At 56.6% G+C, this 13,296-nt stretch carries 12 protein-coding genes; 10 read left to right on the top strand and 2 right to left on the bottom strand.

All coding sequences use genetic code 11. The annotated features are described in order from the left end of the window. Window positions 1-4 precede the first annotated feature (4 nt). From RHN82_RS18965 to cheZ, 10 genes are all read left to right on the top strand, one after another. Entirely contained in the window at window positions 5-553 is a 549-nt protein-coding gene (locus RHN82_RS18965) for a spore coat U domain-containing protein (RefSeq protein WP_047051633.1), read from the top strand. Window positions 554-569: 16 nt separating this feature from the next. After that, window positions 570-1,331 (top strand): molecular chaperone, encoded by a 762-nt coding sequence (locus RHN82_RS18970; protein ID WP_047051632.1) that lies wholly within the window; start codon window positions 570-572, stop codon window positions 1,329-1,331. Next, window positions 1,307-3,691: a fimbria/pilus outer membrane usher protein gene (locus tag RHN82_RS18975; RefSeq protein ID WP_047051631.1), complete on the top strand. Its 2,385-nt coding sequence runs from the start codon at window positions 1,307-1,309 to the stop codon at window positions 3,689-3,691. Before RHN82_RS18970 ends, RHN82_RS18975 begins: the two co-directional genes overlap by 25 nt. Then, entirely contained in the window at window positions 3,688-4,650 is a 963-nt protein-coding gene (locus RHN82_RS18980) for a spore coat U domain-containing protein (protein WP_047051630.1), read from the top strand. Before RHN82_RS18975 ends, RHN82_RS18980 begins: the two co-directional genes overlap by 4 nt. 85 nt (window positions 4,651-4,735) lie before the next feature. Continuing rightward, window positions 4,736-6,403: a methyl-accepting chemotaxis protein II gene (gene tar / locus RHN82_RS18985; RefSeq protein ID WP_032648771.1), complete on the top strand. Its 1,668-nt coding sequence runs from the start codon at window positions 4,736-4,738 to the stop codon at window positions 6,401-6,403. Window positions 6,404-6,447: 44 nt separating this feature from the next. Further along, the gene (gene tap / locus RHN82_RS18990; protein WP_047051629.1) at window positions 6,448-8,049 is read left to right on the top strand and encodes a methyl-accepting chemotaxis protein IV; all 1,602 of its coding nucleotides are present in this window, start codon (window positions 6,448-6,450) and stop codon (window positions 8,047-8,049) included. A gap of 19 nt (window positions 8,050-8,068) precedes the next feature. Beyond that, a complete protein-coding gene (gene cheR, locus RHN82_RS18995; protein WP_017384409.1) occupies window positions 8,069-8,935 on the top strand; it encodes a protein-glutamate O-methyltransferase CheR in 867 nt (288 codons plus the stop codon). Further along, window positions 8,932-9,981 (top strand): chemotaxis response regulator protein-glutamate methylesterase, encoded by a 1,050-nt coding sequence (locus tag RHN82_RS19000; RefSeq protein ID WP_003859716.1) that lies wholly within the window; start codon window positions 8,932-8,934, stop codon window positions 9,979-9,981. Before cheR ends, RHN82_RS19000 begins: the two co-directional genes overlap by 4 nt. Before the next feature lie 17 nt (window positions 9,982-9,998). Beyond that, the gene (cheY, locus tag RHN82_RS19005; RefSeq protein ID WP_000763862.1) at window positions 9,999-10,388 is read left to right on the top strand and encodes a chemotaxis response regulator CheY; all 390 of its coding nucleotides are present in this window, start codon (window positions 9,999-10,001) and stop codon (window positions 10,386-10,388) included. Between the two features lie 10 nt (window positions 10,389-10,398). Then, window positions 10,399-11,043: a protein phosphatase CheZ gene (gene cheZ / locus RHN82_RS19010; protein ID WP_003859718.1), complete on the top strand. Its 645-nt coding sequence runs from the start codon at window positions 10,399-10,401 to the stop codon at window positions 11,041-11,043. A 40-nt stretch (window positions 11,044-11,083) separates the two neighbouring features. On the opposite strand, the gene RHN82_RS19015 is transcribed toward cheZ, so the two are convergent. Both RHN82_RS19015 and RHN82_RS19020 read right to left on the bottom strand, forming a co-directional pair. Beyond that, window positions 11,084-11,836, bottom strand: coding sequence for a hypothetical protein (locus RHN82_RS19015; protein ID WP_047051628.1), 753 nt, complete (start codon window positions 11,834-11,836; stop codon window positions 11,084-11,086). Beyond that, the gene (locus RHN82_RS19020) at window positions 11,799-13,247 is read right to left on the bottom strand and encodes a deoxyguanosinetriphosphate triphosphohydrolase family protein (RefSeq protein WP_047051627.1); all 1,449 of its coding nucleotides are present in this window, start codon (window positions 13,245-13,247) and stop codon (window positions 11,799-11,801) included. The genes RHN82_RS19015 and RHN82_RS19020 overlap by 38 nt, the downstream gene beginning before the upstream one ends. Window positions 13,248-13,296: the final 49 nt, after the last annotated feature.

Consider the following 13,296-nt stretch of genomic DNA (forward strand, 5'->3'; position numbering starts at 1 on the left):
AGCCATGAAGGCATTGTGTTTATGTCTGTGCGAAAGCGCAGAGGGCGTCGTGCACCCTTTTTTGGCCCTGATCGTCGGGCTGATGATGATCTGCGACGCCGGGGCGGTGACCTCCCAGTCCTTCAGGGTGAGCGCGACGGTAGTACCAGGCTGCTCGGTGAGTACCGGCACGGGCGGGCGCTTTGGGACGCTGGATTTTGGAACCCGCAATGGCGTGGACAACACGCCGGTCAGCACCAGCTTTGTCGCCGACGGCGCGTTGTCCATCGCCTGCACGCCGGGCGTGGCGCTGAGCATGAGCATTGACGGCGGCCAGAATTACAGCTCGGTGCGACGGATGACGCGTTCAGGCGGGACCGAAGTTGTTGGTTACCGGCTCTACAGCAGCAGCTCTCTGGCGGCGAACAGTGAAATTGGGGTTAACCAGGCCATACCGATTACCTATACCAACAGCAATAACATCGCGCTGCCTCTTTTTGGCGTCGCGCTCCTGACGGGGTTTAGCCTGCCGGGAACATATTCAGATCAACTCACCGTGACCTTGTCATGGTAGGAAAGGGAGAACATCGATGAAGCCATTTTTCAGGCGTTCAGGCCTGGTGGGTCTGTTGGGGGCAACGGCTCTGGCAGTGGGCCAGGCGCAGGCAGCGGCAACCATTCTTCTGTGGCCCATCGATCCGTGGCTGTCGGCAGAGGCCAGAGCAACTGAATTGTGGATCCAGAATCAGGGCAACAGCGCCACGACAATGCAGGTGCGTATTGTGCGCTGGAAGCAGGAGGGAGGATATGAGCGTTACACCGCCCAGCAGGATGTGGTTGCCAGCCCGCCGATCGTGACCATCGCCAAAGGCAGTAAACAGCTTATTCGCCTCATCAAGCAGGGGACGATCCCGTCGGGGGTTGAGCAGGCTTACCGCATTATTGTGGATGAAATTCCCCAGCCGGATGCCAAAGCGGAACCGTCCATGGGCCTCAAACTGCAAATGCGCTATTCGATTCCCTTATTTGTTTATGGGCAGGGGATCCCCACCCTCAACGAAGGGGCGCACCACGCGCTGGCGAACACTCAACAGCTGAGCTGGCGGGTCGTTCAGGAGGGGGGGAAACCCGCGCTTCAGGTCCGCAATCAGGGGGATGTACACGTCCGGCTCAGCCAGGTTGCGGTTGAGCAGGGCGGGCAAAAACGCACGGTTGCCGAGGGGCTGCTGGGTTATGTGCTGCCAGGCAGCACCCGAAGCTGGCCGCTTCCGGCAGGGATTTATCAGCCGAACCGGATGAGCGCGCAAATTAATGCCAGGGATACGCAATGGCAATCGACGCCCGTCAACTGAAACCAGCGATGATGATCCTGCTTTGCGTCAGTACCAGCGCCTTTGCCGAAACCGGCGACGACAGTTTACCGCCGCCGCCGGATGCACGGACGATGAACGGCGAAGCAGTATTCCAGCTCGCCCTGGTGCTGAACCACTATGACACGGGTCTGGTGGTGCCGGTGACGCAGCGCGAGGGCGCCTGGTTTATTTCGGGCGCGGATTTGCTCCGCGCCGGGCTGCCGCCCGCGCATGTGCCAGCCGGAGAGGTGAATCTCTCGACGCTTACGTCGGTACGCGCAGAGTACGACAGCACGGCCCAGCGCCTGTTGCTGACGGTCCCCCGGGACTGGGTCGCGGCGCGGGTCACGCCTTTCAGTGAGCAGAGCACGCAAAGCAAACCGCACTATGGCCGCGGCGCGCTGCTCAATTACGACGTTTATACCAACCATTCCGAACACACGGGCGGCCAGGCATCGGTATGGCACGAGTTCCGCTATTTCAATGAGGATTATTCATTTTCATCGACGGGTTACGCCCGGCAGAATTTCACCGGTAACAGCGGGCAGCAGGAAGGGTATGTGCGTTATGACTCTACCTTACTGATCACCAACGAAGAGGATGCCACCACCTGGTCCGCCGGGGACGTCATCAGCGATGCGCTGAGCTGGAGCACCAGCGTGCGCATGGGCGGGATCAGCTACGGGCGCGACTTCTCCCTGCGTCCGGATCTGGTGACCTGGCCACTGCCCGCGTTTTCCGGCGAGGCGGCCGTCCCGACCTCGGTCGATCTCTTTATTAATGGCTACCGTTCCGGCTCCACCCGCCTTCAGCCGGGGCCGTTTACCCTCACCAATCTGCCGTATATCAACGGTGCCGGGGATGCGGTACTGGTTACCACGGATGCGCTGGGACGTCAGGTGAGTACCACGCTGCCGTTTTATGTCAGCAGCGATCTGCTTAAGCAGGGGTTAAGCGACGGCGCCGTGACGCTGGGCAGCCTGCGGCGTAACTACGGTATTGAGAATTATGACTATGGCCCGGCGGCGGGCAGCGGATCGTACCGCTACGGGGTGACCGACTGGCTGACGCTGGAGGGGCATGCGGAAGGGGCGGAGTCGCTGGCGCTCGGGGGTGCGGGCACGGTGTTGAAGCTCGGGCGTTTTGGCGTGGTAAATACCTCGTGGACCCAAAGCCGCATGCGCGGCGATAGCGGCGGCCAGATAAACTGGGGCTATCAGTACAACACCAGCGAGTTTAGCGTAGCGACCCAGCATACCCGACGCGACCGTGGCTTCGGCAACCTCGCTCTGTACGATCAGCCCACCGTTTATGATGAAAATGATAACCCCGTTGCCAGCCTGAGCCGCAATACCGACCAGTATTCCTTAACCTTTAACCTCGGCGGATACGGCAATATCGGCGCGGCGTGGATCGGGGTTGAGAGTTTTGACAGCCAGAAAACTGAGCTGCTCAACCTCTCCTGGAGCCGTAATCTGTGGGGCTCAAGCAGTATTTATCTGGCTGCCAGCCGTGACCAGCAGCGAGGCGACTGGACGGTTGCGCTGTCGTTGCAGGTCCCCCTCGGCGAACGTGACAGCGCCGCCGTCACCTTTGAAAACACCCCTGACGCAGGCAGCACTCAACGCATTAACTACAACCACTCGATGCCTTCAGACGGCGGCTTTAGCTGGAACATGGCCTGGGCCAACCAGTCGCGGTCGAGTAACTATCAGCAGGCCACGCTCGGCTGGCGGAATAACAACGTGGAGCTACAGGGCGGCGGCTATGGTGAGAAGGGCATGATGACCTGGTGGGGCGAGGCGATGGGTTCTGTCGTGCTGATGGACGGTGAACTGTTTGCGGCGAACAAAATCAACGATGCGTTTGTGGTGATCAGCACCGACGGTCATCCGGATGTTCCCGTCAGCTACGAAAACCAGCCGGTCGGTAAAACCAATAACAAAGGCTATCTGCTGGTGAGCGGCGTTTCCGCCTATTACCCGGCAAGTTACCGCATCGATACCCTGAACTTACCCGCGGATACCCGGCTGAAAGAGACCGAGCGTCGGGTGGCGATTCGTCGGCATAACGGTTATCTGGTGGATTTCCCGATGGAGCAGGAGCGGGTTGCCAGCGTGATCCTGCACGATGCGCAGGGCAATGCGATCCCGGTGGGAAGCCAGGTCAGACGCGCGTCCCGCAGCAGCGCGGTTGTCGGCTACGACGGCCTCGCCTGGCTGGAAAACCTCAACGACGTGAATCCGCTCGAGGTCATCACCCCGGAGGGTAAACGCTGTACGGCAACGCTGACCGTTGGCGCAAACCCTGAACATAAGCTGCAAACCTACGGTCCGCTGACCTGTCGGGAGGCGCCGTGAGACGCCTGTTAATCGCGCTCCTGCTGCTGTGCTCCGGCGGCAGCTGGGCGGCCTGCACCGTCAGTACGGTGAATGCCTCGTTTGGCAGCGTCACCTCGTTCGCACTCAGCGGTACCGGGGAAGTGGAAACGACGGGCACACTGGTGGTGACCTGCGATACCGTTCTCAACCTGTTAACCAACGACTCGGTGACGCTGAATTACACCTCGGCATCCGTCTTCGCGAATAGCCGGGCGACCATGAAGCGTACGGACAACGCGGCTATTACCGATGTCATCCCTGTGCGCCTGTGCGGGGCGTCCGGCTGCGGCGGAAACAGTGAAGTACAAATCAGCAAAGCCTATACCTGGAGCGGAAACACGCTGCTCGGGCTGCTGGGTTCAAGGCGCTACAACATTCCCCTTTATTTCCGGACCGTAATGGGGCAGAACGTCACCGCCGGGCCGTATCAGGTGCTGTTAACGTTCAGCATTAACTACAACGTGTGCGCCGTTGGCGCGGTCGGAGCGTGCCTGACCCCGCAAACCGGCACGGCAACCACCTCTATCCTCCTCAACATGACCGTCACCAACGATTGCAGCACCATGACCACGCCGGACGTGAATTTTAACAGCGCGCCGCTGGTGCAAAATTTTCCCACCGTTTCACAGTCGGTCGCCGTCACCTGCACCAAGGGCAGCACCTACACCATAGGCATTAATAATGGGGCAAACGCCCTGAACAACGTGCGTCGTATGGTCAGCGGCAGCAACTTCATGAGTTACGACATCTATAAAGAGGCGACCAGCAACCGCTGGGGCGGCAGCGGCAGCGAGCGCTGGGCCAGCGCCAGCTCATCGCAGGTCAGTACGGACGGGCTTTTACGTACCTACAACTACACCGCCAAAGTTCTGACCAGCCAGGCCACGCCGCCTGCCGGAACCTACACCGACACGCTGATTGTCGACGTCGCATTCTGACTCCCGCGCTTTTCCCTTTCGCAAATGTAAAGTTCTTGTGGCCTGTGCCGATAACACCGTTAATAAATCTATGAGAAGGTGTTGTATGTTGAACCGTATCCGCGTTGTCACAATGCTTATGATGGTGCTGGTCATTTTCGCACTTCTTCAGCTTATTTCTGGCGGCCTCTTTTTCTCGTCGTTAAAACAGAACCAGGACAGCTTCGCGGCCTCGAACGATTTGCGAATGCAGCAAAGCGAACTGACCACGACCTGGGATCTGATGTTGCAGACGCGTATCAACCTGAGCCGCTCGTCTGCCCGCATGATGATGGACCCGAATAACCAACAGAGCAGCGCAAAAACGGAACTGCTGAAGAATGCGCGCGCCACGCTGGCAGACGCGGCGAAACATTACGACGCCTTCAAAAAAATCGCCCCTCAGCCGGCAATGGCGCAGGCGAGCGCGAACATAGATGAAAAATATCAGGCCTACTTCGCTGGCCTCACGGAGCTGGTGCAGTTCCTGGAGCAGGGCAATATGGACGCCTATTTCGCGCAGCCGACCCAGGGAATGCAGAACGCCCTCGGCGCGGCGCTCGGCGAGTACGCCAAAGCCAGCGGCGAGCTTTATCACTCCGCCTTTACGCAAAGCCAGAACGACTACCGTTTCGCGAAATGGCAGATGGCGGTTCTCGCCCTCGCGCTGGTCATCGTGCTGGTGGCCGTGTGGTACGGCATTCGTCATATCCTGCTTAACCCGCTTGGCCGCGTCATTGCCCATATTCGTGATATTGGCCGGGGCGATCTCACGAAAACGCTGACCGTTTCTGGCCGCAATGAGATCACCGAGCTGGCAACCAGCGTCGACCATATGCAGCGTTCGCTGATTGATACCGTCGCCAACGTGCGCGAGGGGGCGGATGCCATCTATACCGGCACGAGTGAAATCGCGATGGGCAACAACGATCTCTCGTCCCGTACCGAACAGCAGGCGTCCGCTCTGGAAGAGACGGCGGCCAGCATGGAGCAGCTCACCGCGACCGTGAAGCAGAATGCCGACAACGCCCGCCAGGCGTCGCAGCTTGCAGAAAGCGCGTCCGACACCGCCCAGCGCGGAGGGCGGGTGGTCGACGGCGTGGTGAAAACCATGCATGACATTGCCGACAGCTCGAAGAAAATCGCCGACATCATCAGCGTTATCGACGGCATCGCTTTCCAGACCAACATCCTGGCGCTGAACGCGGCCGTTGAAGCGGCGCGTGCGGGCGAGCAGGGGCGCGGGTTTGCCGTGGTCGCTGGCGAAGTACGTAACCTCGCCAGCCGCAGCGCCAATGCGGCGAAAGAGATCAAAGCCCTGATTGAAGACTCTGTTTCACGCGTGGATACCGGCTCGGTGCTGGTGGAAAGTGCGGGTGAAACCATGAATGACATCGTGAATGCCGTGACGCGCGTGACGGACATCATGGGTGAAATCGCCTCTGCATCGGATGAGCAGAGTCGTGGTATTGACCAGGTCGCCCTGGCGGTATCGGAAATGGATCGTGTGACGCAGCAAAACGCCGCCCTGGTGCAGGAGTCCGCTGCCGCGGCCGCTGCGCTGGAGGACCAGGCGAGCCGCCTGAAAATGGCCGTCTCGGCGTTCCGTCTTACTTCAAAAACGACAAATACGGTCAGCTCGCGGTCGGCGTACAGCGAAGCAACCCCGGCGCCCGTGACAACACGTACGCGCGCAGCGGTGACCGGACAAGATGAAAACTGGGAAACATTTTGACTGACAATTAAACCGCGGCTGCTTGCCGCTTGATGGGAGCGTGGATGTTAAATCGTATTCGTATCTCGACCACACTGTTTTTGATTCTGATCCTGTGTGGGGTTTTGCAGGTTGGCAGTAACGGGTTGTCTTTCTGGGCGTTTCGCGATGGCTATCAGAATTTGCAGGAAGTTGAGACGAGTAATCAGCAGCGCTCCGCACTGGCACAAACGCGTGCCGTGCTGTTGCAGGCAAGCACTGCGCTGAACAAAGCAGGGACGTTAACCGCGCTGAGCTATCCGCCGGAGGATATTAAGGCGCTGATGGTCGTGGCCCGCAGCAGCCTGAAGCAGGCCGACGCGCAGTTTAAGGCCTTTACGGCGCAGAAGGCGGTCAGTGAGAAAGAGAAAGCGCTGAAAGTCGCCATGAAAAAAACCTTTGATGTGTGGTACGGCGATCTCGACCATCAGGCGACGTGGCTGGAGAACAACCAGCTTTCAGATTTCCTGACCGCGCCGGTGCAGGCGTCTCAGGCGGCGTTTGACGGCAGCTTTAACGCGTGGCAGCAGGATATTAACCAGTTTGTGGCGCGTGCCGGTGCGGACAGCCGTACCAGCTACCGCATGTCAGGGGCGATATTCCTGACCATGGTGATCCTGGCCGCCCTGCTGACCGGCGGCTCGCTGTGGTGGTCGCGCAAAATGATCGTCCAGCCGCTGGCCATCGTCAGCAGCCACTTCGACAGTATTGCGAAGGGCGACCTGGCGCGTCCGGTGGCCGTGTATGGCAGGAATGAAATATCAGCGATTTTCGCCAGCCTGAAGGCGATGCAGGGGTCGCTGCGGGAAACGGTAAGCAACGTTCGCCAGGGCAGTTACGCCATGCATACCGGGATCTCCGAGATTGCGGCAGGCAATAACGATCTCTCATCACGCACCGAACAGCAGGCGGCATCGCTGGCGCAGACGGCGGCCAGCATGGAGCAGCTGACCGCGACGGTAAGCCAGAACGCCGATAACGCGCGTCAGGCGTCCGACTTGTCAAAACAGGCGGCGATGACGGCGAAACGTGGGGGCGATCAGGCTTCTCACGTCGCCAGCACGATGCAGGAGATTGCCGCCAGCTCGCAGAAAATTGGCGACATTATCAGCGTCATCGACGGTATCGCGTTCCAGACCAATATTCTGGCGCTGAACGCGGCCGTTGAAGCGGCGCGTGCCGGGGAGCAGGGGCGCGGGTTTGCGGTGGTTGCCGGTGAAGTCCGTAACCTCGCCAGCCGCAGCGCCAATGCGGCGAAAGAGATCAAAGGGCTGATAGAAGAGTCGGTCTCCCGCGTTCAGCAGGGCTCCGCGCTGGTGGATACCGCCGCGCAGACCATGCACGAGATTGTCACCTCCGTGACGCGGGTTAACGACATTATGGGCGAGATTGCCTCGGCGTCTGATGAACAACGCCGTGGTATTGAGCAGGTGGCGCAGGCCGTTACACAGATGGATCAGGTTACGCAGCAGAACGCCTCACTGGTGGAAGAGGCGGCGGCGGCGACCGATCAGCTGGCAAACCAGGCGGATCACCTTACCGGGTTAGTCGCCGTATTTAATGTGAAAGAGCACGTTGAAGCAGTAACAGAAGTCGGACGGTCACAGGCCGTGCCCGTTGTATCCTGAATGTGATTGAGAAGGCGCTATGACATCACCCATGCCCTCAGGGCAAACGTCATTATTGTTGCAGATGACACAGCGCCTCGCGCTGTCCGACGCGCATTTTCGTCGGATATGTCAGTTAATCTACCAGCGTGCGGGGATCGTGCTTGCGGACCATAAGCGAGACATGGTCTACAACCGGCTGGTGCGGCGCTTGCGCACGCTGGGGCTGGACGATTTTGGCCGCTATCTGAGCATGCTCGAAGCGAACCAGAACAGCGCCGAATGGCAGGCATTTATCAACTCATTAACCACCAACCTGACCGCGTTTTTCCGCGAGGCGCATCACTTCCCGGTGCTGGCGGAACACGCCCGTCGCCGTAGCGGAGAGTATCGCGTCTGGAGCGCGGCGGCCTCTACCGGGGAAGAGCCGTACTCGCTGGCCATCACCCTGGCGGACACCCTGGGCATGGCGCCGGGCCGCTGGAAAGTGTACGCCAGCGACATCGACACGGAAGTGCTGGAAAAAGCCCGTAACGGCGTTTATCGCCAGGATGAGCTGAAAACGCTGTCTCCCCAGCAGCTACAGCGTTACTTCATGCGCGGTACCGGCCCGCATGAAGGACTGGTGCGCGTACGCCAGGAGCTGGCGAACTGCGTGGAATTTGCCCCCGTTAATTTACTGGATAAGCAGTACAACGTGCCGGGGCCATTCGACGCCATTTTTTGCCGTAACGTGATGATTTATTTTGATAAAACGACGCAACAGGACATATTGCGTCGCTTTGTTCCGTTGCTCAAGCCTGACGGTTTACTGTTTGCCGGGCACTCGGAAAACTTCAGCAACCTCGTGCGTGAGTTTAGCCTGCGTGGGCAAACGGTATATGCGCTGAGTAAGGAAAAAGCATGAGTAAAATCAGGGTATTGTCTGTCGATGATTCGGCGCTGATGCGTCAGATCATGACCGAAATCATCAATAGCCACAGCGATATGGAGATGGTGGCGACAGCGCCCGATCCGCTGGTCGCGCGGGATTTAATCAAAAAATATAACCCCGACGTGCTGACGCTGGATGTTGAAATGCCGCGCATGGATGGCATCGATTTCCTGGAAAAATTAATGCGCCTGCGCCCGATGCCGGTGGTGATGGTGTCATCTCTGACCGGTAAAGGTTCAGAAATCACCCTGCGCGCGCTGGAGCTGGGGGCGGTGGATTTTGTCACCAAGCCGCAGCTCGGCATTCGCGAGGGGATGCTGGCGTACAGCGAGATGATCGCCGAGAAGATCCGCACCGCGTCCCGGGCGAAGCTTGCCGCGCATAAACCGACGGCAGCCCCGGCAACCCTGAAGGCGGGGCCGTTACTCAGCTCGGAAAAGTTGCTGGTCATTGGCGCATCAACCGGAGGAACAGAGGCAATTCGCCATGTACTCCAGCCATTGCCGCTCTCAAGCCCGGGTATCCTGATTACGCAACATATGCCGCCGGGCTTTACCCGCTCGTTCGCGGAGCGCCTGAATAAGCTGTGCCAGATCAGCGTGAAAGAGGCGGAAGACGGCGAGCGCGTGCTGCCGGGTCACGCCTATATCGCCCCGGGTGACAAGCACATGGAGCTGGCGCGCAGCGGGGCGAACTATCAAATCAAAATTCATGACGGGCCGCCGGTTAACCGGCACCGTCCGTCGGTGGATGTGCTGTTTCATTCGGTGGCGAAACATGCGGGGCGCAACGCCGTTGGGGTGATCCTGACGGGGATGGGCAACGACGGCGCCGCCGGAATGCTTGCGATGCACCAGGCTGGCGCCTGGACGATTGCGCAGAATGAAGCAAGTTGTGTGGTGTTCGGCATGCCGCGCGAGGCCATCAATATGGGTGGCGTAAGCGAAGTGGTCGATCTTAGCCAGGTAAGCCAGCAGATGCTGGCGAAAATCAGTGCCGGACAGGCAATACGTATTTGACTCAGGAGTATTATTTTATGGCGGATAAAGAGCTTAAGTTTTTGGTTGTGGATGACTTTTCCACCATGCGTCGCATTGTGCGCAACCTGCTGAAAGAGCTGGGCTTCAACAATGTTGAAGAAGCAGAAGACGGGGTGGATGCGCTGAACAAACTCCAGGCTGGCGGGTTTGGTTTTGTGATTTCCGACTGGAACATGCCGAACATGGACGGTCTCGAACTGCTGAAAACCATCCGCGCGGATGCGGGCATGGCCTCTCTGCCGGTGCTGATGGTGACCGCAGAAGCGAAGAAAGAGAACATTATTGCCGCTGCACAGGCGGGCGCAAGCGGCTACGTGGTGAAGCCATTCACCGCGGCGACTCTGGAAGAGAAGCTCGGGAAGATCTTCGAGAAACTCGGCATGTGAGGTGATGGATATGTTGCAACCTGCTATGAAACCCGTTGAAGAACATTCGCCGAGCGACATTATTGCCCGCATTGGTAGCCTGACCCGCATGCTGCGCGACAGCCTGCGTGAGCTGGGGCTGGACCAGGCTATCGCCGAAGCGGCGGAAGCCATCCCTGACGCGCGCGACCGTCTGGACTACGTCGTGCAGATGACCGCGCAGGCGGCCGAGCGTGCGCTGAACAGCGTTGAAGCCTCGCAGCCGCACCAGGATGCGATGGAGAAGGGGGCGAAAGCGCTGAGCAAACGCTGGGATGAGTGGTTTGAGAACCCTATTGAGCTGGCGGATGCCCGCGAACTGGTAACGGATACCCGTCAGTACCTGGGTGACGTGCCGGGCCACACCAGCTTCACCAATGCCCAGCTGCTGGACATCATGATGGCGCAGGATTTCCAGGACCTCACCGGCCAGGTGATCAAGCGCATGATGGATGTGATTCAGGAGATTGAACGTCAGCTGCTGATGGTGCTGCTGGAGAACATACCGGAACCGGCTGCCCGTCCGAAACGCGAGAACGAAAGCCTGCTCAATGGTCCACAGCTTGACACCAGCAAAGCAGGCGTGGTGGCAAGCCAGGATCAGGTGGACGATCTGCTGGACAGTCTTGGTTTTTAATGTAAAAACACCACCTCATTGAGGTGGTGTTTTCTATGGTTTAAATTCGAATTTTAATATCGAATCCGGTTCGGAAATGACAGAGGTCTTCTTTGAGACGACGCAGATCCTCGACGCTAAAGGAAGAAGAGCGATAACTACCGTATTCATACTGCCTTAGCTGGTCAAAGCTGTGTTCATGCAGAGCCTGTAACAAAAAATCGGTCAACTGTGGCCCCAGGATCTGGACTCGCTTGTTATAGATTGTGCGCAAGATCTTGATTACAGAACCCACTTCGTTAGGTGTTTTCTGTAATACGAGTTCAAGCCGACGGTGATGCAAGTCATGGAGATAGTTATCAGGACTAATGAGATGTTTCTTCTTCACATCGTAAAGAATTGAATCCCATGACATCAGCGTTGTATTCAATAAGCTATAGGTATCTTTAAACTCAACAATCCTGTTCTTAAAGGCCCAGGTATCATTGATGCTCCAGATATCAAAATCCAGACTCATGTAATGGAAGCGGATCCCGCCCAGCTTATTTACGCTGAAACATTCGATGTTGTGTCTGTTCAGCGCGTTAATCAGCTCTTCTCGTGACAGATCAATGACCAGATCGATATCCGAAGTAAAGCCTCCACGCCCAAAAAGACCGATATCGCGAATCATCCCGCCAAAAATCCACGCGTGCGAGCGCTCAGCCAGAGCGTCGATGAGCGCTCTGGCTTGCTTTCGCTCTTCGCTAACGTCAAAGAAATCTTCGATTCTTAGCTTAAGGCGTTGATGGCTGGAGACGACTTTCATATTCATAAAGCGATTTTAGCTCATCGTGAAGGCGTATCAAATAACTGTCTGTCATTCCTGAAACAGCATCAGCGAGCAACTGCGCTTCTTTATAAAGCGGGGGTAAGTTGTTTTCTTTATCATCAAACACTCGGCGGTAGTTTTCAGAGATTCGGCCATACGCATAACGACCAAATGGTGTATCCCATTCCTTTCCACCGCTTTTACGACCCTTTATACCTACCCAGAGCATGTCCATGAGCCCCTGTATGTAGTTTGAGCCTTTCAGCTCCAGCTCAAGTACGGTTCGATGACGATAGCCACGGGTTTGATCAAATTTTTTCAACGCTGAACAAAGTTCATTTCCATCACTGATACTTATCAGATCCTTAATAGCGCACTCGGTATTGCAAAGTTGTTTATGGCACCGTCGAAAAGCCTCAACAACACTCGTGATGAGTACATTTGTTCCGTGCACACGGAACATTTGCATACTCATATCATTGATTTCGGCGGGGGAAAGCTCTTGTTTTCGGTCGTCCCATTCCTGATTCTTATCCTGTACTTTTTTTACCAACTGATTAATTGTTTGATCTGTTCCGTTTTTCCAGCTTGTCAGAAAACTAATCAGATCCTGATAGGATGCTAGCCCTTTTTTTATGGTGTCTTCCGCATCAAGAATTGAATACGCTATGTCATCACACGCTTCCATTAAATAGGTAAAGGGATGTCTGAGTCCTTCAGAAAGGCCTGTTTCCTGCCAAATATCATGTACCACTTTTTCTTCCGAGAACAGATATCCATGTTTACTCCATTTCTTGTTTTTGATGTAGGAGGACTGAGGGTATTTAATCATGGCCGCAAGTGACGCATACGTAAGATTCAAACCATAATTATCATTGATAATTTGAAGTCTGGTCACAAGGCGCAGCGTTTGAGAATTGCCATCGAAGTTCATGAAATCATTGAATATCCTGCCGCTTTCTTCATCGAATTCATGCGCAACCAGGGGAGCCAAATTGCGACGAAACCACGCCGCCATCGCTGCCTCTCCCTGATGCCCGAAAGGAGGATTACCCAAATCATGTGCCAGTCCAATCGTTGCCAACAGAGCGGGGACATCGCGTTCCAGTATTAAGTGGTTACAGTCGCTTCCAAATATTTCTTGTTTCATTTCAAAGGCAAGACGCATCCCGATGCCTCTGGCAAAATTCGCCACTTCGTGGGAATGGGTCAATCGGGTACGTACGCTGTCATTCAGATCCAGTGGGAAAACCTGCGTTTTATCAGCTAAACGACGGGTTGGCGCTGCGAAGAGTAAGCGGTCAAAGTCTCGTTCAATCTCTTGCCTACCGGCAGCGAGGTCGGACTTTTTTGAACCCGGATTTTTCTCTTTATCTTTGCGTCTGCTGCTATTTAACAACTTACTCCACTTCATAAAACATCCTTTTTATTGAGGCCTTTAAGAAAAGCTATCAAACCCAACC

The organism is Enterobacter cloacae complex sp. EB5 (genome assembly GCF_031432835.1).
GTDB classification, from domain to species: domain Bacteria; phylum Pseudomonadota; class Gammaproteobacteria; order Enterobacterales; family Enterobacteriaceae; genus Enterobacter; species Enterobacter hormaechei_C.